Source organism: Bacillus sp. JUb11 (assembly GCF_024807925.1).
Classification (GTDB): domain Bacteria; phylum Bacillota; class Bacilli; order Bacillales; family Bacillaceae; genus Bacillus; species Bacillus altitudinis.
The window spans coordinates 308,962-331,318 of the sequence record NZ_JANUEZ010000003.1; the positions used below are offsets into that span (position 1 = coordinate 308,962).

The following is a 22,357-nucleotide window of genomic DNA, read 5'->3' on the forward strand; positions in this document are numbered from 1 at the left end:
TGTTTAACGATTTTGTTTTAATTGCAACGCACTAATGACATCAAATTCATCCTTCAGTTTGTCATAGAGACGCTCATATAAATAAAACAGCTCTATGTATGTTTCGTTGTTCTTCATATTTGGTTCATGGCGGGCAGAAATACGAATCCATTCCTGCACCTCTTCTATCTCTTCCATATGACCTAAACTATGAAGTGCAAGGACAGCCGCCCCAAGTGCGGAAGCCTCGTAGCTCTCTGGAACGAGCACTTCTCTGCCCATTGTATCCGCCAAAATCTGCCGCCATAGCGGGGATCTCGCAAATCCACCAGAAGCCCTGACATCCTTCGCTGGACCTGTTAAATCTCTTAGTGCCACACCGATCGAGAAAACACTCATAATGACGCCTTCTAACACGGCTCTAATAAAGTGCTCGCGCTTATGCTGAAGACCGATCCCGAAGAACGTGCCTCTTGCGTTTGGATTCCAATAAGGTGCTCGCTCACCTGTTAAAAATGGAAGAAACAGCAGTCCTTCTGAGCCAGCTGGAACCTTTTCTGCAATATCAATCATCAGATCGTAAGGGTCTACACCTAGACGCTTCGCTACCTCCACCTCTGACGACCCAAATTCATCCTTCAGCCATCTCAGCATAATCCCGCCGTTATTGGTCGGTCCTCCGACCACCCAATGCTTGTCCGTCAATGCATAGCAAAATGTTCTTGATTGCTCATCTGTAATTGGCTGATCTACGACTGTACGTACTGCACCACTTGTCCCAATCGTGACTGCTACCTCACCTTTGCCAATCGCACCAACACCAAGATTCGCTAATACACCGTCATTTGCACCCACAACAAATGGTGTATCTTTTTCAATGCCCATTCGCAGCGCAATTTCTGGCTGAAGCCCACGCAGCTGATGCGTCGTTGGAACAAGTTCAGACAGCTGATTCACCTGAATTCCTGCAATACGTAGTGCCTCCTCGTCCCATTGAAGCGTTTCCAATCGGAACAGTCCTGTTGCTGATGCGATTGAATAATCGACCACATACTGACCGAAGAAATGATAAAGAACATACTCTTTGATGGAAATGAATTTTGCTGCCTGATTGAAGACGTCAGGTGTCATTTCCTTGATCCATCGTATTTTTGAAAGCGGTGACATTGGATGGATCGGTGTTCCGGTTCTTTTATAAATTTGAAAGCCATCTAAGTCCGTTATGATTCGTTTCGCTTGTTCTGCACTTCTGTTATCAGCCCAAATGATACTGTTTGTTAATGCTTTTCCATTCTCATCCATGACGATTAAGGAATGCATCGCCGTACTAATTCCCACACCTATGAGGTTTTTTGCATCAAATGCTGCTTTCGTCAATGCGCCTCTTACACTCGCAATCACAGCATCTAAAATATGTTCAGGGTTCTGCTCAACCCATGCTGGCTGGGGGTGAATGAGGTCATAAGGAACAGAATGCTTTGATATGACTTTCCCCTGTGGTCCAAATAGAACCGCCTTTGTACTTGTTGTTCCAATATCCAAACCAATTACCGCCTGGTTTCCCTTCATCTGTATCACGCCCAATCATTGATTTGAAATAAAGTGTCGTGGTGCCGGTGTACCTGATAAATCCCATTATAGGAATATTTTTTTCGACATTCAACGATCAAAAAGAAAATAATTTTCACTAAAAACCTCAGAATCGTTACCACAACAGCATTTTTCACTAATAGAAAAATTTATTTTTGAAACCATTACACTCTTTTTTGAGAAATGGTTTCTCTCATTTGCTTTAAGTTTGTTAATGTTTCCTGCTGCCTTAAATGTGCAAGCGCAAAATATAGCACATCAATCACAGTAAGCTGGGCAAGCCTAGCAGACATCGCTTCCGTTCGGAAAGCCGTTTCTTGCGTTGATGTATACAGCGTGACATCTGCAAGCTGACTCAATGGAGAACGCTGATAGCTTGTAATGCCAATGGTTTTCGCTCCTTTTTCCTTGGCTGTTTTCATCGCATCCAGTAAATCCTTATTTCGACCAGAATGAGATATACCAAGCACTGTGCTCTTTTGATCAAGCAGACCTGCCGACATCGCTTGAAAGTGAGAATCTGTATGAACAATACAGTTGATGCCTGTTCTCATAAATTTGTGAAAAGCATCTGTGGCGATGAGACCAGACCCACCGCTGCCATAAAACTCTAAGCGCTCTGCTTCATGGATTAATTGTACGGCTCTTTCTACATCTTCTGGATTCAACAATTGAAAACTATCCTTTAATGCAGTGATGTTCGCCTGAAATACCTTTTGCATAAAAACGGCAGTATCATCGTCAAGACTCATCTCTTCATCTACATAATCAGGCTTCGTTTGGTCTATTTCCTGGGCAATAGCAATCTTCAAATCTTGATACCCCTCAAATCCAAGCCTTTTACAAAGACGAAAAATCGTTGCCTCTGAGCTCGCTGTCTTTTTGGCAAGCTCGACAATCGACAAATGGATGATGTCGCGGGGCTCACTCGTAATGTGCTCAGCAATTGCTTTCAGTTTTGGCGGCAATCCTCTGCTTGCTGCCCTTATCTTATCCATACTACTTAAACCGACAAAAGCCAATTGACTTCACTCCTTCCTCATTCATGTGAGCGCATACATTTCCTCATGTTCCCATCTTATAAAAAAGAAGCCCGTTTGCACAGACTTCTTTTTTAAGAATTCAAGACTTTGATCATTAAATCAAAAAACCTTTCAGCATCTACATCCATACACACTTGAAGATTGCGATCTTTTCCCCATTGATGCTGAAAATCACATATCATTTGACCATCGCAGAACTCACTCTTCGTCTCCACTTCTACATGAAAAGCCTGTGTATTCACAAGTTGTTTATCAATTGCAAGACTTACAGCAAGCGGATCATGCATGGCACATGCCCACACCCCATTCCGCTCAAAATAGCGCTGGCGGTAAATGCTTGTGCTCTCTCTGATATAACTGGCTAACGTTTCATTTTGAATGGCATCAATTCTCTCATCCGTTAACAAGACCTGTCTCGTGACATCCAGCCCTACTTGAGTCAATGAAGGGAAACCAGCCTCCAGCACCAATTTCGCCGCTTCTGGATCTGCATATGTATTAAATTCCGCAACCGGTGTGACATTCCCCTGTCCCTGCACGACACCCCCCATAAAAATGACTTCTTTCACGTGATGAATCAGCTCAGGGCATTTTTTTACCGCAAGGGCTAAATTCGTTAACGGTCCTGTCAACACAAGCGTAACCTGCTTCGAATACTTCAGTACTTGGTCAATGATAAAATCAGGCGCAAAACCTTCATCTGCGGTCTTCTTAGGCTCGACATCTTTTAAAGCGCCGCCAATTCCATCCTCCCCATGCACCCGATGTTCATAATGAGGGGCTCTCAAAAGAGGCGTTACTGCACCTTTGATGACAGGGATTTCCTCTGCCTCAACCAACTCAAGCACTTTACACGTACTCAACGTCGCAGCTTCAACAGACACATTCCCGCACACCGTTGTGATCCCCAACATATCAAACCGCTTACTTTTCACTGCAAGCAAAATACCAATCGCATCATCAATTCCAGTGTCTACATCCAAGATCAATTTCTTTTTATTTGCCATGTTTGAAAGCTCTCCCTTGTTTGTAAGTGTTGTTAGGGGAATGATAGCATATTTTGAAATTGATTTAGGGAATCAATCGGCTTTGTCGACTTGTTATTTCACTTTTTCTCCAATGTCTTTCAAATATTGTTCGCGTTCTTTTTTAGATAAACTATTTAGATAGTCTTCTTTCACTTGAGGATCAAAATCTTCCCAGTTCTCAAAACGATCTCCTAGTTCTGCTGAATAACTCATTGAACCGATTTCTTTTGTTCTATACTTTAATGAAGCGGAGAACTCGTACTTTTCTGGCTCATCATTTATATATCCTCTAATTACGATGTAGCCCATAGGATTAATAGTTACCCTCTCCTTAAACGTTATGGTCTTAATAAAGTGATGGATGTCTTCTTTGCGTAAACATTCTTCTATTTTAGGCTTCATTTTTTCTGCGAGCTCTTCTGCTTTTTCTTGATCGCTCTTTTCTTTTACCACATCATTTGTTTTACTTTGCTTATTGTGCTGAGTGATTAACGAAGTCACTGAGACAATGATGATAACGACCAAAACAGATACAAGTTTTATTGTGTTTTTCATGTCTACCGTTGCCACCTTCTTAATAATGAAAAATTAACTTTTTGTTATTTATCCCCAATATCCTTGAGGTACTGTTCACGTTCTTTTTCAGAGAGTCTTTTAAGATAGTTTTCCTTTATTTCAGGCTCATCTTTATATTTATCCCAGTCTTTAAAGCGATATGATAAATCAGGAGAATGACTCATCGAACCTATTTCATTAGATTTGTATATTAATGATGCAGAAAAATGATATTTTTCTGCATCTTTATTTATATATCCATCAACTGTGACATAACCCATAGGGCTTATAGATACATTTTTTTTAAATGTGATGGTTTTAATAAAATTGTGAATATCTTTTTCATGTAAATATTCTTCAATTTTTGGTTTCATCTTTTCTGCGAATTCTTCGGCCTTTTCTTGATCGCTTTTCTCTTGCACTACTTCATCTGAAAAACTCTGATGAATGTACTCTACAACAAACACAGTTACGGAGATGACGGCGACCACAATTATGATAGAAAATTTCATGATATTTTTCATAAAAAGCAAAACTCCTTGATGAACTTTAATCAGCTGACTATTGAATTTGACAAAATAAAAACAGGTAGGCTAGTACCTGTTCTACTCTTTTTCTCCAATGTCTTTGAGATATTGTTCTCGTTCTTTTTTGGGGAGACTTTTTAGGAAATTCTCTTTTAATTGTGGTTCATCTTTATATTTTTCCCAATCCCTGAAACGAATTGATAACTCGTATGAATAACTCATTGAACTAATTTCGTTAGTTCTATACTTTAAAGATGCAGAAAAATTGAACTTCTCAGGTTCATCGTTAATGTATCCTTCAACTACAATATAACCCATTGGACTTATGGTAACTTCCTTTTTAAACGTTATATTTTTTATGAAATGATGGATGTCCATTTCATAAAGATCCTCTTCTATTTTTGGCTTCATTTTGTCTGCGAATTCTTCTGCCTTTTGTTGATCACTTTTCTTTTTTTCTTGCACAGTATCCCTTCCTCCTGGATCGCTAGTTTTATTTTGCTTATCATGTTGGTTTAAAAGCACTAACACAGATATGATTATTATTACAATTAGAGCAAATAAAACTTTTAATGTATTTTTCATTAGCACCAATATCCACCTTTTGAAATTTAAAATATATTTTTAACCTTTATGCTCTATAAACCCAGACTATAATAGATATTTAATACATTCTATAATATAATCATTATGATAAATATTACAGGAGTGACATTTTTATCTAAAAAAATATCAAGAAATACGCTTAGCGACGAAGACTACAATAAGATTTCGGACGAATCCTATAAAATAGATAATTATAGCGATTCAAACATGATAAAAATAAGTAATGGTAACAACATGTACGTCATTGACTATAAAGAAACCGAAAAAGGGCTCAATGCCTTAACTCTTGTTTCTGAAGAGGATTTCACTCGCTCAAATGGCGGAAAAGACCTCACCAAAATCAAAAACGCCGTCATCGCCTACCGCGGCTCAGAACCGATTGGGGCAGGCCAATATAAAGATACCATTAAAAAACATGGAAAAAAAGAGTCAGATGATCTTCTTTCTACCATTTTGACAAAGCTGCCTCCTTTTAGCCAGTCAGAGACGTCAAAGGAAGTCACGACGAAGATGACGACAGGGACAACGACCTATACAAATGAGATTGTGCAAGATTGGTTGATTTCAGATACGAAGTATTTGATTAAAAATATCCCCTTTGAACACGGTGCAGAGAATCAAATGGTGCAGGCGGACCGGTATGCAAAAGAGATCCATAAGAAAATGCCGAATGCGAAGATGTATGTGACAGGGCATTCACTTGGCGGATCAAATGCTTCCTATGTTCTTGTCAAAAATGATTTTATTAAAGGCGGGGTCACCTTTGAGAATCCGAATATTTACCCAAATCTATCGGATGGTCTGCAAGCCAAAGCATTAAAAGGTGATTACCGTAGTAGATTAACAGAATATATCAATCTCAATGACGGGCTATCTCTCTTAAATCGTCATACGACAGAAATCGGTCGTGTGAAAGTGATGTATGATGCCGCTTTACCTGAAGGCGTCGATTACACTGAGGACTCCTCAAAGGCCGTCCAATTTATGAAAAATCTCCTCAATCAGGCAATGAGTGTGAACCCTTCACTTGATGCGAATTTATTTCTTGAAGCCCTCGCCGGCAGCCATGGCTTAGACCGGTATTCCTTTTCGTCAGATGGCTCCGTTCAAACCATTGATGATATGTTGAGAAAAAACCCTTCTCTCACTGCCGCCATGTTACATCAATTGAGCCAATCAAATGTCCATCCGCAAAGTGTGGTAGCGATTTTAATCAAGTCGCATGTTCTCATGAACACAGGTCGTAAATTCTCTACATATGCCGAGCACCATATGCAGCAAATCATTCGTAAAATTGAGAAACTCGATGACAAAGTGGATCAATCGGTGGAACGCGTCCGTTCAAGATACAAACAAATTGTCGGTTTTGGCTCGTATGATCAGCTGACGGCTTCAGATGTGGATGCTGTGATTCGCCACTTAAAAACAGAGGGTCTTGAAAATGAGTTCTATTCGGTCAAAAAGTATGATGCAGCGATTGATCATGCGATGGATATGAAAAGGTGGATGGATTCAATATCAGATGATATGAGCCAGCTAGGAAAACAATACCACGATGCAGATACAACCCTTGCCAAGAATATGGGTATTTCTTAAGGAGTACGACAAATGGAATTTTCAAAGAAACAACCAACAGACGCAGATCGTTTTTTGCAGAGAGTGACAGATACGCATACATCAAGCTCCATCTTCTCTCAAGCAAACTTTAACACGGAAGACATGACACCAGCAGAGCTGGCTGCTTTGAAGGCAAAGATCAAAGAAGAACAGAAAACAGCGCTGATCAGAGCCATCCGGCATCAACTTCAAAATGAATTTGCAGAGGATCGCCAAGAAGCCAAAAAAATAGTAGATCTGATTGATGACCTTCTGATTAACGTGTACAAACATCAAAGGAACATCCAAACCCATATGTCAGGTGAAGCCATTGACGCCTTAATCGAAAAAATTGAAAAAAGACTCACATTTTTTGAGCTGAAGGAAGATGTTCAATCCGCCATTGATTCGATCGGCATTTAAATGAACCTGCCATCCGATGAATCTTTTCCCCGTCTCACTCGTATATACTAAAAGAGTGATTGATTTGAAAGGAGATCTGTTTGTGGGATATATGTTGTTATTTTCGGTTGTGATCGGTCTTGTCCTGACCCTTTTGCTCACACCACTCAGGTTAATCGTTAGAAAGAAAGGGACTGAACAACAGGTGCCGCTTATGTGGATTGCGGGACTGGCACTGCTGTTTATCATCGGGATTTTCGGCTTCTACTACATCACCAATTTAGACCGCAACCCATCATCACTGTGGCTCATTGGACTTGTTGTGACAGCAGCAGGTGCCTTTTTATCAGTGGGATTGGAGCGGAAGATCAAGGGCGTTTTATTTCTCATATTATTGCTGCTCGGTGTTTATATGGCAACCGCTTTTCTATTTAATGCAAATGAGAAATTCGACGTGTCTAAAATGGAGCAAAAAGTCGAAATCAAAGCGTTCGATGAGACAGAGACACCTGCGAGTGTACCACCGCAATTTGCTCGCAATAAGATGAAGAAATCGTTCGGGCAGGTGCCAAACACGAGTTACTACGAGCTTGGCAGCTTGCAAATTCAGAAAGTCAATGGTGAGTATGTGTATATCGCACCCGTCGAGTTCTCCGATTTCTTTAAATGGATTCGTTCTGGTAGCACACCGGGTTACTTTACATTAAGTGCGACCGACTCATCTGCCAATCCAAAGTTTGTGAAAACCGAGATGGTCTATACGCCTTCTTCCTATTTCAATAAGGAAATTGAGCGGCATATCCGTCTTCAGTACCCAGATTTGATTTTCTATGGAGACACGCAGCTAGAGATCAATGATGATGGCAAGCCTTATTACATCCAAACATTTGGAGATTTCATCTCTGCACGAAACGGGTTTAAAGCTTCAGGTGTGGTTGTTGTGGATGCCAAAACGGGTGCAACGAAGAAATATTCCTTAGACAAAGTACCAGCCTTTATTGATGGCGCTGTGTCACCAGAGGCGGTCAGTCTACAAAATAGTTACTTCGGCAACTATGTACATGGTTTCTGGAACAGCCTCTTTGGAAAATCAGATGTGAAGCTGCCTTCAGACGAGGGAACGGAAGCCAATGTAAGTCCAGTGTTTGATTCAAAAGGGGATATGTATTACTTCACAGATTTCACCAGTCCAAAAGAGGGCGTTGATTCCATGCTCGGGTATGCACTAACAAATGCCCGAACAGGAAAAGCCACGTATTATACGGGTAATCTTGAAGAATCCTACATGGATTCACAGGGAGCTTTGCAAATTATTGAGAAACGATTTATCGAGAAGAAATGGAAGGGCCGCATGCCGATTCTTTATAATTTCTACGGGGAAGCCAGCTGGCTTACACCTGTTCTCGATTCAAACGGGTTCCTGCAAAACTACTTTATTGTTTCGGCAGCCAATCCTGAAATCGCCGCATACGCTTCTACTCCAAATGAAGCACTAAGAGCCTATAAAACTGCTCTTCAAAAAGGCGGCGGTACCGTCAATAGTTCATCAAAGCAAGAAAAGAAAGAGTCAACAGGCAAAGTGAAGAGGGTGTATAAGGAAAAGACCGGTGATTATACAACCGTCACCTTCTTACTAGACGATGGAAAAAACTACACCATGTCATCTGAAAAAGAGCCTCTTATTATTTATTTAAAAGAAGGGGATCAAGTCACCATGAAGTATACAGATACAGGTGAGATTTTCCTACCAGTCGATGAAATCAACATCAAAGGATTATAAAAAAAGACGTTTCTCCTACTGCGGAGAAGCGTCTTTTTTCTCTTTTCTCAACAACTCAACAAGCAATTCCTTATTTTTATTCCCACCTGTCATCGGGGATTCGACATAGGAAAATGTCCGTTTAAAGTCCATTCCCCTCACAGAAATGACAGCCAATTCCCCGCCAATGCTGCCCCGCTGAAGGACATATTTAGATAAAACAGACAGCCCCATTCCATGAATGACAGCTTCTTTAATCGCTTGATTGCTGCTAAATGTCACAAAGGTCCGCGCTTTCAGTCCATTTGATTTCAGGACGTGCTGTAAGTATTCTCCTGTCCCAGATCCTTCTTCTCTTGTGATCCATGTTTCATTTTGCAATTGATCAATGGTGACATCCTTTTTCTTTGCAAACGGATGGTCTAATGGGGCAACGATATACAGTTCATCCTCTAGGAACGTTTCTACAGAGAGTTCTTTGTCATTGGTTTGTCCTTCAATCAGTCCGATGTCGACATGGAACAACCGAACATGTCTAGCGATCGCCTCTGTATTATCAATGACTACCTCAATATCAACATGCGGATAGAGCTGATGAAATTGTGCCAAAATTTGCGGCAGCACATACTCCCCAATGGTAAAACTCGCTCCAATCGTGAGCTTCCCTCGTGCCAGATGATGATGCTCATAAATATCCTGCTTCGCCTGTTCATATAAACGAATGATTTGTTTTGATCGATGGTACAGCATATCCCCAGTTGGCGTCACCGTTAATTGCTTTGGCGAACGATTGAGCAGAACCGTCTGAAATTCCTGCTCCAAGTTCTTAATGTGAAGACTGACACTCGGTTGAGAAATCCGTAGCTTCTGAGCTGCTTTTGTAAAGTTTTTCTCTTCTACCACTGTCACAAATGTCTTCAGTGCATCATAATACATCTGTCCCTCTCCTATCAGAAATCTTAATCCTACATCTTCAATACATATATCTTACTAATTCCTTTCCAACTCGTAAAGAACAGCCTAAACCAATCAATTTAATAAAAATATTTACTAATTTTTTTAAAGACTCTATACTGAAAGGAGATATTTTCTATAGGAGGTGCTGACTTGGCAGCTAAAATAAAGGACATTGCGGAAAAAGCCGGATTATCCATCGCCACCGTGTCTCGCGTACTGAACCAAGATCCCAACCTATCGGTTACGGATCAAACACGTGAGAGAGTATACGCGGCAGCAGAAGCTTTGTCCTATCAAAAAAAGACATTCAAACATTCACTAAAAAAAATTGCCTTTCTCTATTGGATGACCGAAAAAGAAGAGCTTGAAGATATTTATTTCAAATCCATTCGTCTAGGCATTGAGGAACTCACCAATACCAGAAGCTTAAATGTTACCGCTTACAACCCATCTGATGGTCTTCAATCGATTGATCCTTCTACAGAAGGCATCATCGCCATCGGTCGATTTAAAAAAACTGAGCTTGATCAATTATATGCAATCACAAAACATATCGTCTTTATTGATACATCACCAGATGAAGACCGCTTTGATTCTGTGAAACCAAACCTGAAACGAATTGTAGAAAAGATTATCGATTCTTTTATCGAAAAACAGCACACATCCATCGGATTTATTGGCGGGACAGATCTTGATCTCAATACAAATAGGCGTATTCCAGATATTCGTGAAACGACCTTCCGCCAGTACATGACAGCACACAACAAACTGGATGAACAATTGGTCTATATCGGTCACCACTTCTCTGTAGATGAAGGCTATTCATTGATGATGAAGGCGATCGACGAGCTCGGCGATCACCTGCCAACCGCTTTTTGTGTCGCAAGTGATCCTCTTGCGATAGGCTGTTTACAAGCATTAAATGAACGCGGTTTTTCTTTACCAAATCGAGTGAGTGTCTTTAGTATCAACGATATTCACGTCTCTCAATATGTGTCACCACCGCTCACAACTTATCACATCCATACCTCTTTACTTTGCGAAACAGCTGTCGATTTACTTTTAGAAAGACTTGTTGATGGCAGAACATTACCAAAAACCGTGCTGATTGCCTCAGAACCTGTCTTTCGGAAAAGCACGATATAAACAGCTGGAAGGCCTGCCGTATATGGTGGGCTTCTTTTCTCTTTATTTCAGTAAAAAATTTTACTTAATAAATTTAATAAAATGTGTTTACTTTTTTTACTCAAGTTGATATTCTCACATTAAGAAAGCGTTTTCTTATCATCTGTGAAAAAAGAACGAGAGGGGATTACGAATGAAAAAGGGAAAATGGGCGACATTATCGGCAGTCGTTGGTACTGCTGTGCTGCTACTGTCAGCATGCGGACCAGGAGATGACAATTCAAGCGGTACACAGCCGGCATCTACAGGTACAAAGACCTTGCTAGTGTGGGAGGATGTCAAAAAGTCTGATGGGATTCAAGACGCCGTCAAAGAATTTGAAAAACAAAACGACGTGAAAGTCAAAGTGGTCGAAAAAGCATATGCCGACCAAATTGAAGCGCTTCGTCTTGATGGCGCAGCCGGCACTGGTCCAGATGTCATCACCATGCCTCACGACCAAATTGGATCAGCTGTCACAGAGGGATTGTTACAAGAAATCAAACCAGATGAAAAAGTGATCAATTCCTTCACAGACGAATCGATTCAATCACAAACGATAGATGGTAAGCTATATGGCCTGCCAAAATCCGTTGAAACCACTGTGCTTTTCTATAACAAAGACCTTGTGAAAAAGGCACCAACGACACTCGATGGCTGGTATGACCTTTCGAAAAAGCTGACAAAGGACGGGAAATACGGTTTTGTTGCGAAGTGGGATGAAATTTACTACGCACAAAGTGTATTAGGCGGTTCAGGTGGCTATATTTTCAAACAGAAAAACGATGGTTCTTATGACGTCAATGATATTGGTCTTAATAACGATGGTGCCATCGAAGGCGGAAAATACATTCAGACATTCTTTAGCGAAGGACTTTTCCCGAAAGGCATCATTGGTGAGCAAGGAATCAATGTCCTCAATTCCTTATTCACTGAGAAAAAGGCAGCGGCTGTGATTTCTGGTCCATGGTCATTTGGTCCTTATAAAGAAGCGGGTATCGACTATGGCGTGTCCGAGCTACCAACACTCCCTAACGGAAAACATATGAGCTCGTTCTTAGGTGTAAAGAGCTACAACGTCTCCTCTTATTCTAAAAATAAAGAACTTGCCGAGAAATTTGTTGAGTTTATCACGAACGAAAAAAATTCGAAAAAGCGCTTTGAAGTAACAGAGGAAATTCCACCAGTGAAAAAACTGATGAAAGACCCAGTCATTACTGAAAACGCTAATGCGGATGCTGTTTCAAAGCAAACGAAATATGCCACACTGACACCGAACAATCCAGAGATGGCAGAGGTGTGGAAGCCAATTGACAGCGCATTAGGGCTGATTGCGACTGGCCGTACCGATGTGAAAAAAGCATTTGATGATGCGGTTAAACAAATCGACTCGCAAATTAAAGCGAATCACTCCAAATAAACACCAAGCGCAGGTAGCTGTTCATCTGTCATGCTGCCTGCACTTGATCTAATTTCATATGAAGTAGGTGTTAAACGTGACGGGTAACCTTGAACTAGACCGCACACACATAGTGGAATCAAAGACACACCGGAGACGGGCGCTAATGTTCTCTCTTATACCCGGGATGGGGCAAATATACAACAAACAGTATGGCAAAGGGACACTCTTTTTCCTGTTTGGCGTTTCTTTTCTACTTGTGTTTTATGATTTATTCAATATTGGCTTCTGGGGGCTGTTCACACTTGGTACGATGCTGCCTCGTGACAACTCTGTTTTCCTTTTAGCAAAAGGAATTATTGCACTTTTAACAGCTGGATTTGGCATCGGTTTTTATGTACTCATGATACGTGATGCATTTATGAACGGAAAGAAACGTGATCAAGGGGTTCCGCTTCATTCCATCCGTGCTCAATACCATCAGCTCATCGACCAAGGCTTTCCTTACTTAATGAGCACTCCTGCTTTCTTTTTACTTCTATTCTCTGTTGTCTTTCCTATTATGTTCAGCTTTGCGCTGGCCTTTACAAACTATGATTTATACCACTCGCCTCCTGCCAATCTCATTGATTGGGTAGGCATCAAAAACTTTCAAAATATCTTTTCAATCGATATTTGGAGAGACACATTCATTGATGTACTAGGCTGGACGGTCGTATGGACGTTGGCTGCATCGACCCTTCAATGTGCTGTCGGCATTTTCCTAGCGGTTCTGCTCAATCAAAAAGATTTAAAAGGAAAACGGTTTTTCAGAACGATTTTGATTCTGCCGTGGGCTGTTCCAGGATTTGTGACCATTTTGGTGTTTGCTGGATTGTTTAACGACACGTTTGGTGCGATCAACAATACCCTTTTTGCATCGATTGGAATTGATCCAAAACCATGGCTGACAGATCCATTTTGGAGCAAAATCGCTCTTATTGCGATGCAGACTTGGCTTGGTTTTCCTTTTGTGTTCATTATGACAACTGGCGTTTTGCAGGCCATTCCTGAAGATTTATACGAGGCTGCAACCATTGATGGGGCAAATTTCTTTCAGAAATTCCGTTCCATCACATTACCGCTTGTCCTCTATTCAATTGCACCTATATTAATCACGCAATATACATTTAACTTTAACAACTTTAATATCATCTACTTATTTAATGGCGGAGGACCGCCTGTGGCTGGCTCAACTGCTGGGGGCACAGACATCTTGGTGTCTTGGATTTACAAACTGACGATGCAGTCTTCTCAATATGCACTCGCTGCCGCTGTTACGATCTTACTGTCAATCTTCGTCATTGCCATTGCACTTTGGCAATTTAAGAGAACGAATTCATTTAAAGAGGAGGACATGATGTGATATGGGATCAAAACAAAATAAGCTCATTCGCCTGAGTATTACTTATTTCATCCTTTTCATTGCCTCCGTTTGTATTCTATATCCACTCCTTTGGACGATCGGCGCTTCCTTTAATCCTGGGAACAGCCTGATGAGCACAAGCATGTTTCCGAAGAATCCAACGTTCAGCCACTTTACAGAACTCTTCTTCGGTCAGGGGGCACTTTATGCAAAATGGTATTGGAACTCAATGAAAATCAGTATTGCGACTATGCTCTTAACGTTGATCCTTGTCAGCTTTACAGGTTATGCCTTTTCTAGGTTCCGATTCAAAGGACGCAAGAATGGACTGATGCTCTTTTTGCTGCTGCAAATGATTCCTCAATTTTCAGCGCTGATTGCCATATTTGTATTGGCTCAAATGCTTGGACTCATTAACAGCCACCTCGCATTGATTTTGATTTATGCAGGCGGACAAATTCCGATGAATACGTATTTAATGAAAGGCTATCTTGATGCGATTCCAAAGGATCTCGATGAATCAGCCAGAATGGATGGCGCAGGGCATTTCCGGATTTTCATCCAAATTATTATGCCGCTTGCCAAGCCGATTTTAGCCGTTGTTGCCATCAACTCATTTACAGGACCGCTCGGTGATTTCATTATCTCCAGTGTCATTGTCCGCTCACCCGAAATGTATACGCTCCCAATCGGTCTATACAATCTTGTATCAGACAAAATGGGTGCCAGCTACACGACCTTTGCAGCAGGGGCTTTACTCATTGCGATTCCAGTTGCTTTATTGTTTCTTGTTTTACAAAAACAATTTGTATCCGGCCTCACACAAGGCGGGACAAAAGGATAAGGGGAGATTTGATGAAGAAATGGTTGCTTGTCACTGTTGTCGTTTTCTTTCTGATGGGGTTAGGTATTCTGCCTGAAGCAAAGGCTGATACGATTTCGGTGAAACCGATCAATGGATTGCAAGGTGATTTCATCAAAGGAGCCGATATCTCCATGCTCGCAGAAGTGGAGCGAAGCGGCGGCAAATACTACAACCAAAACTGGCAGCAGGTTGATCCGCTCAAGCTATTAAAAGAGAAAGGTGTCAACTATGTGCGCATCAGACTCTGGAACCATCCATACGACAACCAAGGCCGTGCCTATAACGGGGGGACAAACGATTTAAATACCGCCATTGCTCTCTCGAAACGTGCAAAAGCACAAAACATGAAAGTGCTGCTTGATTTTCACTACAGTGATTTCTGGACCGATCCCGGTAAACAGTTCAAACCGAAAGCTTGGATCAATCTCTCCCAAAGCGATTTAGAAAAAGCTGTTGGCACTTACACAAGCGATGTACTTAAAGCGATGAAAGCACAAAATGCCCTACCAAATATGGTACAGGTCGGGAATGAATTAAATTCAGGTATGCTTTGGCCGAACGGAAAGAGCTGGGGTGAAGGCGGCGGTGAATTTGACCGACTCGCTGCTTTGCTAAAAGCGGGGACAAATGCTGTCCGCTCTGTCGATTCAAACATCAAAGTCATGCTTCATCTTGCACATGGAGGGGACAATGGTGCATCTCGCTGGTGGTTTGATGAAATCACCAAACGAGGCGTTTCGTTCGATACGATCGGTTTATCTTACTACCCGTATTGGGACGGGGGATTTAGCGGTCTTACTAACAACATGAATGATATTAGCGCCCGCTATAACAAAGATGTCATCGTGGTAGAAACCGCCTACGGCTTTACAACAGCAAATGGTGACAACCTCGATAACTCATTTAACCAAGATTCAGTCAATACGGCCGGTTATCCAGCATCACCACAAGGGCAGGCATCTTTTATACGAGATCTATCAGAAAAAATTTCACAAGTAAAAAACAATCGCGGGAAAGGGTTCTTTTATTGGGAGCCGCTTTGGATTCCAGCAAAAGGTGCTCCGTGGTCTAGTCAATACGGGCTCGCTTATATTCAAACAACCGGCACAGTCGGGAATGCTTGGGAAAATCAGGCCATGTTTGATTTCAACGGAAAAGCCCTGCCTTCTCTTGATGTATTTAAACAAATGACACCGTAATTAAACAGATAGGACGTGACAAAATGGGAAAGCGTTACCCACTCGTTCACCCAAATGTGAAAGGCTTTTTGCATGGTGGCGACTATAATCCTGATCAATGGCTTCATATGCCGGAGATCATTGACGAAGATTTTCGATTAATGAAGCTTGCACACTGTCAAACATTCTCTATCAACATTTTCGCTTGGAGCAAGCTCGAGCCAAAAGAAGGGGAATATGATTTTGCCTGGCTGGATGATATCATGGATCGCTTGGCAGCGCAGGGAGCTCACGCCATTCTCGCCACGCCAAGCGGAGCAAGACCTGCTTGGCTCTCGCAAACATATCCAGAAGTCTTACGCGTTGAAGCAAACCGCCAGCGCAACTTACACGGACTTCGCCATAATCATTGCTTCACCTCACCGGTTTATCGAGAAAAAACGAATACACTCAATCGTTTGCTCGCTGAACGCTACAAGGATCATCCAGCGCTGATCATGTGGCACATTTCAAATGAATACGGCGGTGAATGTCATTGTGATCTTTGCCAAGAAGCATTTAGAGACTATTTGAAAGACAAATACAACCATGACCTTGAAGCTTTGAACCAAGCATGGTGGACGGGGTTTTGGAGCCACACATATAGTGATTGGTCACAAATCGAGTCACCAGCCCCTCATGGCGAGCACATGATTCATGGCATGAACCTAGACTGGAAGCGTTTTGTCACAGCACAAACGATCAATTTTTATCAAAATGAGATTGAACCGCTGAGAGAATTAACACCTCATGTGCCAGTAACCACCAATTTTATGGGCGACTATCCGCATATGCGTCCATTCCTTGGACTGGATTATCATCAATTTGCAAAAGAAGTCGACGTGATCTCATGGGATAGCTATCCAGCATGGCATAGCGGCAGAGAAACCACTGCAGAATTAGCGTCAAACGTCGCCTTCGTTCACGATTTATATCGTTCATTAAAGGGCGGTCAGCCGTTTCTTGTGATGGAAAGCACACCAAGCCTCGTGAACTGGCATGAAGTGAATAAGGTAAAGCATAAAGGAATGGCACACCTCTCTGCCATGCAGGCGATTGCCCACGGGTCCGACTCCGTCCTTTATTTCCAGTGGAGACAAGGCCGGGGCGCCTCTGAAAAATTCCATGGAGCCGTTGTGGATCATTCAGGACATGAACACACGCGTGTGTTTCAAGAAGTCGCTGATTTAGGAAAACAGCTGGAGCAGCTTCAACCGATTGCGGGTACATCCGTTCAACCAGAGGTCGCCATCATATATGATTGGGAAAACCATTGGGCAATTGATGATGCGCAAGGCTTAAATAATACCAACAAACGCTATGTAGAGGCTTGCCAAACTCACTATCGCAGTTTCTGGAAAAAGGGCATCCCTGTTGATATTGTCGGGATGGAAAAGGATTTCTCATCCTATCGAGTGCTTGTGGGGCCAATGCTCTACATGATCAAACCAGGCGTGGCAGAAAAGATCGAAGCATTTGTCAAAGAGGGTGGCATTTTTGTAGCAACGTACTGGAGCGGCATGGTTGATGAAAACGACCTCTGTTTCCTCGGTGGTTTCCCTGGCCCTCTCCGCCATGTACTTGGTGTTTGGGCAGAGGAAATCAACACATTGATGCCAGATGAACACGTTTTAATGACCACAGGAAATGGACGCACCTACCATGTCGGGCAATATTGCGAATCCATTCACCCAGAATCAGCCTCTGTGTTAGGGCATTTTGAGAATGGCTGCTATGAAGGGCAGCCCGCCCTTACTGTCCGTCCATTTGGCAAAGGGAAAGCATACTATATGGCTTCTGAAAATGAGCAAGCGTTTTATGATGATTTTTACGAAGATCTCATCACAGGAATAGGGATAAAACCGATCCTATCCTCTTCAATTCCAGAGGGAGTCAGTGTCCAGAAACGAACAGATGGATCGCAGGACTTTGTGTTTATGATGAATTTTACAGATAGTAAAAAGGTAATTTTGTTAGAAGATCAAATCACTTATGAAGATGCATTCCACTCTTCAAATTTAACAGGAAAAATAATACTAGATGCCTATGAATATTTTATATTAAAAAGAAAAAAAGAATGTCTTTAAAGACATTCTTTTTTTCTTTTTATGCAAGAACCAACCTTAAATTCAGCTTAAATTCAGCTTATAAACAAAATTCTAACTTGAAATAATATGGCAAAACATGATACATTATTTGTGAGAATTAGCAAAAAAACACTTTTTGAATCAAGGAGCATTTATGGATAATAAACACAACTTTATTACTCTAATACATCATTTCGTCTTTTCTCCTAAGAACTTTCTCTTAATCAAATACTCTAGTGAAAAAAATTATCGTCATTCTTGGTTTGTTTTCCTGGCTGTGTTAAGTCTGTTTTTAGGGTTTTATTTAGCTATTTTCCCCACAATCTCTACATTAATTAATCATTCTTTTAAAACAAATGGGATTGATTATACTGCTGATATGAGCATACTCATTATGATGATTACACTAGCATTAGGGATTGTTCAATTTACAGCAATGGTTCTTGTAAGCTTCTTTATAATACATATCATTGGGATATTATTTGGTGGTGTTGCTACTGCTAAAGAGTTTTTCCCAAGTTTTATTTATTCTATCATACCGGTTGCTATCAAATTTATAATTCTCATTATCTTTTCTTTCTTTTTAGGTAGTGATTTTGCATTTTCAGTTATTTATCCAAATTCTCAAAAGCCAATTGATATTATATTGAATATTATCATCGACCCCTTTTTTTGGTGGTCTACCATTCTAGGGTGTATTGCAATTAAAGAAATACACAAAATTTCCTATATAAAAACTGTCATAATCGTTTGTATAACAATGTCTTTAGGTATTATTTCTCTTTTTTCAACTAGCTTATTTTTGTAAACTGAAAGGAGGTGAATTCAAATATGAAAAATAGCAATCTTTTTAAAATTGCGAGTGTTACAAGTATAGTTTCTCTTTTTGCCATCGCTACTTTCCTTATGGGTTCTTCAGAAGGTATTGCAAGTTTAGCTTCTATTGATTTCAATTCAGGTAATCAATTTGCATTAGACCTTGCAACAAACTTAGGAATTAGTCGCAAGACCGCTTATGCTGCTATAGGTGTTATCATGACTACTGGCGATGTCCTAACAATACTTAGTCTATTAGCTGTTGTTTTGGGTGGAACTGGCCTTGTCACTGCTGCTATGGTAGCTACTGCGAAAAAATTGGCTACAAAACACGGCAAAAAATACGCTGCAGAATGGTAAAATCCAAAGTGAAGAAATTGAGGAGTATAATTATACTCCTCCTTCTTTTCGTCTAGGAGGAATATAATGCTCAACAAAAAAGTTTTTATGGCAAACTTTAAACTTACATATAGACGTACTTTAAACCGTTTGATTTACTTTTTCCCATCAAGCGAAAATTTACTAAAATCAAATAGACTTATTTTTGTTTTTACACCCTTTTTTTTAGTCTACCTTTTTATTCTATATAAGGCTTCAACTACTCTTTTGCCTAATGTACCAGTCCATATCTTATCATTAGGTACAAATTTTATTATTCTTTTTTTTGTTTTGAATATTTTAAAATCATCAACTGATATTTTACATCGATATGTATACCCTGAAGATTTCCTTCTTTTACATACTTTAAAGACAGATCCCAAAAAAGTTCTATTATCGAGATTTTTCACAACAATTTTTCTAAATGTTTTATTCAAATTAACAATAATAGTATTCCCTATACTTTTTTTCATAAATTTTTATACAAGTAATAAATTATACCTTTTTTTATCATTTGTACCACTATTTATATTTATCTTTGGCCTTACATGCATTTACTCATTACTCACATATATCACTTATTCTAAATTTTTATACAAAATCTTGAATTCTAGGTTAATTAGTCTGTTATCTTTTATAGGAATTGCACTCTTATCTGCTCTTTCAACTACTTTTTTTGGTTGGATCGGACTTAACTACTTTTATGAAAAAGATCTTCTTGAAGCTATTGAAAATTTCATATCTGTATTTAGATTAGAGACGATATTAACAAACACATGGCTGCCTACTAACTGGTACCTACTTTCAACAAAAAGTGATATCTATTTATTTATCATATATTCTTTAGGTTTAATTGCACTAGGATTTCTTTTACTCTCTATTTCCTATCTAATAGTTTTGAAAGTGTTGCTTATAAAGGAAGCAACACCTAATAATCTTTTGCCGAGAATAAAACCAATCAAATTACCTTTTTTAAATTATTTAATAAATTTCTTTCCCCGGCAAAATATCGCAATTTTAAAAAAGGATCTTACTGCTCTATTAAGAGCTAATTTTACTATCAAGAGACGCTTAGTGCTATCTGTAAATATGATTGCAATAGAATTAGGTGTATTGGTAGGAATTAGTTTAAATCAAAAGTGGTTTGACTTCTCGGAACTTTTTGTTATTTATCCAATTTTATTTGCCGTAACTTACAACACTTCTTTATTAGGAGAAGGCTTGCTTGGGATAACTTCAGCAGATGCGGAGCGCGAAAATCTATATATTTATAAGAATTCAGGCGCTTCTATCTTCAAGTTGATTGCAGGAAAATCAATACTGCATTTATCTATAATTCTTATTATAATGAATTCATTATTTTTAGTTATATTATTATTATTCAACTTAGATACTATGACTCAAATTATTTTGTATATCATGATTAATTCAATTAGTCTTATTATAGGTTCTGGCCAAGTGATAGGTACTTTCCTCTATCCTCGTTTAGACTGGGAAAATTTAGAGGATATTGGTTCGTCTGTTAAAGCCTCATTTTTTGAACATACTATTCTTGGGGTACTACTAGCATTTTACCTTCAATTGTATGGGGTCTCAGGTGCTCTCGTTACTTTTGAAATTATTGATAGGAGTATATTCTTTTTACTTATTGTGACTGGAACATGTCTATTTTTCATTGGAATTTCTCTATTTTATTATTTTTGGATTAAAAGAATAGGAACGAAACATTGGGAGATGAAAACATGAAAATTGAGAATCTATCTTTCAAATATAAAGATAAACAAATTTTAAAATCTATAAATTTAAAAATAGAGCAAGGTAAGGTATATGGATTACTAGGACCGAATGGTGCTGGAAAATCAACACTTTTAAAATGTATTCTCGGGATTATGAAACCATACGAAGGTAATATTACTATCAAGGAGAAAACTATATATTCTGAGAGATCTTCCTATCTTAAGTATATAGGTTATGTTCCTGATTCTCCTTTTATCTATCATTATTTAACCCCTAGAGAGTACCTGGAATTTATTGCTGACTTACAAGACGTACCCTCTGAAATAAAGGATAATAGAATTGAAGTTTTGTTAGATCAATTTAACTTAAAACAAAATGAGAATGATATGATTTCTACATTTTCATTTGGTATGAAACATAAATTATCTGTTGCTGGAGCCATAATTCATGAACCTGAAGTTTTAATATTAGACGAACCATTAGGTGCGTTCGATCCTCCCACTACAAAGATGATGAAAAACTTTCTTAAACGTTATGCCGAACAAGGTAATACTGTGATCATGTCTACACACCTTGTTAATATCGCTCAACAACTATGTGATAGAGTTGGTATTTTAATTAACGGTGCTCTTGTTAAAGAATATGATCACCTTACAAACATTCAGCACTTTGAAGATTTAATTATAAAAGATATGGATACTTTACTAAAATGACAGGAATAATAATCAGAAATAAACGTATACTTTATATAGCAAGTATTTTATACATAGCAGGTATAGTTCTTGGGGTTATTTTTAACAATATTCTACCTAGTCTTAGTCCAGAAACTGTTGATGAAGTTACAGTTCTGGGATATTTCAAACATAACTTTGCTGCAAATTTATTTCTCATTTTCTCAATGTTTACATTTGGTATTTTGACATCTATCTTATTATTATTAAATGGATTTTTAGTAGGCTTATCCTCTTTACAAAGTATTACCGATCATGGTAACAATTTGTTATATATATTAACTGCTTTAATTCCTCATGGTATCTTTGAAATTCCTGCCATGATATTATCAGGTTCACTTGGTTTCAAATTGTTAGACTTTGTCTACTTAAAAATAAGAGGGCTACATTCCCCCAAGAAACATTTCTTTTCGGATATTTTATTTTTTACTATGGTGATATGTCTGTTGACATTACTTGCTGCTTTAACAGAAGCATTATTAACGCCCTTTTTACTAAAAAAAATTCAATAGGAGG

General features: G+C 39.5%; 21 protein-coding genes. 14 read left to right on the plus strand and 7 right to left on the minus strand.

Annotated elements, in window-relative coordinates; genetic code table 11:
• Positions 1-3 precede the first annotated feature (3 nt).
• The 6 genes from gntK to M2369_RS07640 form a co-directional block, all read right to left on the minus strand.
• Positions 4-1,548 carry a gluconokinase gene (gene gntK / locus M2369_RS07615; protein WP_073413229.1) on the minus strand — a complete coding sequence of 515 codons (1,545 nt, stop codon included), beginning with the start codon at positions 1,546-1,548 and terminating at the stop codon, positions 4-6.
• Between the two features lie 185 nt (positions 1,549-1,733).
• Positions 1,734-2,567, minus strand: a complete 834-nt coding sequence (locus M2369_RS07620; RefSeq protein WP_039165382.1) for a MurR/RpiR family transcriptional regulator — start codon at positions 2,565-2,567, stop codon at positions 1,734-1,736.
• Positions 2,568-2,683: 116 nt separating this feature from the next.
• Positions 2,684-3,619: a nucleoside hydrolase gene (locus tag M2369_RS07625; RefSeq protein ID WP_259253927.1), complete on the minus strand. Its 936-nt coding sequence runs from the start codon at positions 3,617-3,619 to the stop codon at positions 2,684-2,686.
• Positions 3,620-3,712: 93 nt separating this feature from the next.
• Entirely contained in the window at positions 3,713-4,195 is a 483-nt protein-coding gene (locus M2369_RS07630; RefSeq protein ID WP_045033679.1) for a DUF1433 domain-containing protein, read from the minus strand.
• Between the two features lie 44 nt (positions 4,196-4,239).
• On the minus strand, positions 4,240-4,719 hold the full coding sequence (locus M2369_RS07635; protein ID WP_058337128.1) for a DUF1433 domain-containing protein: 480 nt from the start codon (positions 4,717-4,719) through the stop codon (positions 4,240-4,242).
• A gap of 81 nt (positions 4,720-4,800) precedes the next feature.
• Positions 4,801-5,307 (minus strand): DUF1433 domain-containing protein, encoded by a 507-nt coding sequence (locus M2369_RS07640; RefSeq protein WP_047946721.1) that lies wholly within the window; start codon positions 5,305-5,307, stop codon positions 4,801-4,803.
• Between the two features lie 105 nt (positions 5,308-5,412).
• On the opposite strand from M2369_RS07640, the gene M2369_RS07645 reads away from it, so the two are divergent.
• The 3 genes from M2369_RS07645 (at position 5,413) to M2369_RS07655 (ending at position 9,106) form a co-directional block, all read left to right on the plus strand.
• Positions 5,413-6,924, plus strand: a complete 1,512-nt coding sequence (locus M2369_RS07645) for a lipase family protein (protein WP_310503967.1) — start codon at positions 5,413-5,415, stop codon at positions 6,922-6,924.
• Between the two features lie 12 nt (positions 6,925-6,936).
• Positions 6,937-7,347 (plus strand): hypothetical protein, encoded by a 411-nt coding sequence (locus M2369_RS07650; protein ID WP_024720438.1) that lies wholly within the window; start codon positions 6,937-6,939, stop codon positions 7,345-7,347.
• Positions 7,348-7,429: 82 nt separating this feature from the next.
• On the plus strand, positions 7,430-9,106 hold the full coding sequence (locus M2369_RS07655) for a hypothetical protein (protein ID WP_047946714.1): 1,677 nt from the start codon (positions 7,430-7,432) through the stop codon (positions 9,104-9,106).
• 15 nt (positions 9,107-9,121) lie between these two features.
• Here the strand turns inward: M2369_RS07655 and M2369_RS07660 are convergent, their stop codons facing one another.
• Positions 9,122-10,021, minus strand: coding sequence for a LysR family transcriptional regulator (locus M2369_RS07660; protein WP_025208260.1), 900 nt, complete (start codon positions 10,019-10,021; stop codon positions 9,122-9,124).
• Positions 10,022-10,192: 171 nt separating this feature from the next.
• On the opposite strand from M2369_RS07660, the gene M2369_RS07665 reads away from it, so the two are divergent.
• From M2369_RS07665 to M2369_RS07715, 11 genes are all read left to right on the plus strand, one after another.
• Positions 10,193-11,188: a LacI family DNA-binding transcriptional regulator gene (locus tag M2369_RS07665; RefSeq protein WP_024720441.1), complete on the plus strand. Its 996-nt coding sequence runs from the start codon at positions 10,193-10,195 to the stop codon at positions 11,186-11,188.
• Positions 11,189-11,360: 172 nt separating this feature from the next.
• Positions 11,361-12,626, plus strand: a complete 1,266-nt coding sequence (ganS, locus tag M2369_RS07670; RefSeq protein WP_259253929.1) for a galactooligosaccharide ABC transporter substrate-binding protein GanS — start codon at positions 11,361-11,363, stop codon at positions 12,624-12,626.
• 145 nt (positions 12,627-12,771) lie between these two features.
• Positions 12,772-14,010 (plus strand): carbohydrate ABC transporter permease, encoded by a 1,239-nt coding sequence (locus tag M2369_RS07675; protein WP_024720443.1) that lies wholly within the window; start codon positions 12,772-12,774, stop codon positions 14,008-14,010.
• 1 nt (position 14,011) lies between these two features.
• Positions 14,012-14,854, plus strand: a complete 843-nt coding sequence (gene ganQ / locus M2369_RS07680) for a galactooligosaccharide ABC transporter permease GanQ (RefSeq protein WP_007497274.1) — start codon at positions 14,012-14,014, stop codon at positions 14,852-14,854.
• An 11-nt stretch (positions 14,855-14,865) separates the two neighbouring features.
• Complete coding sequence (locus M2369_RS07685; protein ID WP_144679007.1) at positions 14,866-16,074, plus strand: glycoside hydrolase family 53 protein; 1,209 nt, start codon at positions 14,866-14,868, stop codon at positions 16,072-16,074.
• A gap of 23 nt (positions 16,075-16,097) precedes the next feature.
• Complete coding sequence (locus M2369_RS07690) at positions 16,098-18,179, plus strand: beta-galactosidase (protein ID WP_061420720.1); 2,082 nt, start codon at positions 16,098-16,100, stop codon at positions 18,177-18,179.
• Positions 18,180-18,333: 154 nt separating this feature from the next.
• Complete coding sequence (locus tag M2369_RS07695; RefSeq protein ID WP_025208265.1) at positions 18,334-18,987, plus strand: YIP1 family protein; 654 nt, start codon at positions 18,334-18,336, stop codon at positions 18,985-18,987.
• Positions 18,988-19,010: 23 nt separating this feature from the next.
• Positions 19,011-19,355 (plus strand): circular bacteriocin, circularin A/uberolysin family, encoded by a 345-nt coding sequence (locus tag M2369_RS07700; protein WP_025208266.1) that lies wholly within the window; start codon positions 19,011-19,013, stop codon positions 19,353-19,355.
• A 66-nt stretch (positions 19,356-19,421) separates the two neighbouring features.
• Positions 19,422-21,119 carry a hypothetical protein gene (locus M2369_RS07705; RefSeq protein WP_041508028.1) on the plus strand — a complete coding sequence of 566 codons (1,698 nt, stop codon included), beginning with the start codon at positions 19,422-19,424 and terminating at the stop codon, positions 21,117-21,119.
• Positions 21,116-21,823, plus strand: coding sequence for an ABC transporter ATP-binding protein (locus M2369_RS07710; RefSeq protein ID WP_061420723.1), 708 nt, complete (start codon positions 21,116-21,118; stop codon positions 21,821-21,823). The genes M2369_RS07705 and M2369_RS07710 overlap by 4 nt, the downstream gene beginning before the upstream one ends.
• On the plus strand, positions 21,820-22,353 hold the full coding sequence (locus M2369_RS07715) for a stage II sporulation protein M (RefSeq protein WP_025208269.1): 534 nt from the start codon (positions 21,820-21,822) through the stop codon (positions 22,351-22,353). Before M2369_RS07710 ends, M2369_RS07715 begins: the two co-directional genes overlap by 4 nt.
• The last annotated feature ends 4 nt before the right edge of the window (positions 22,354-22,357 follow it).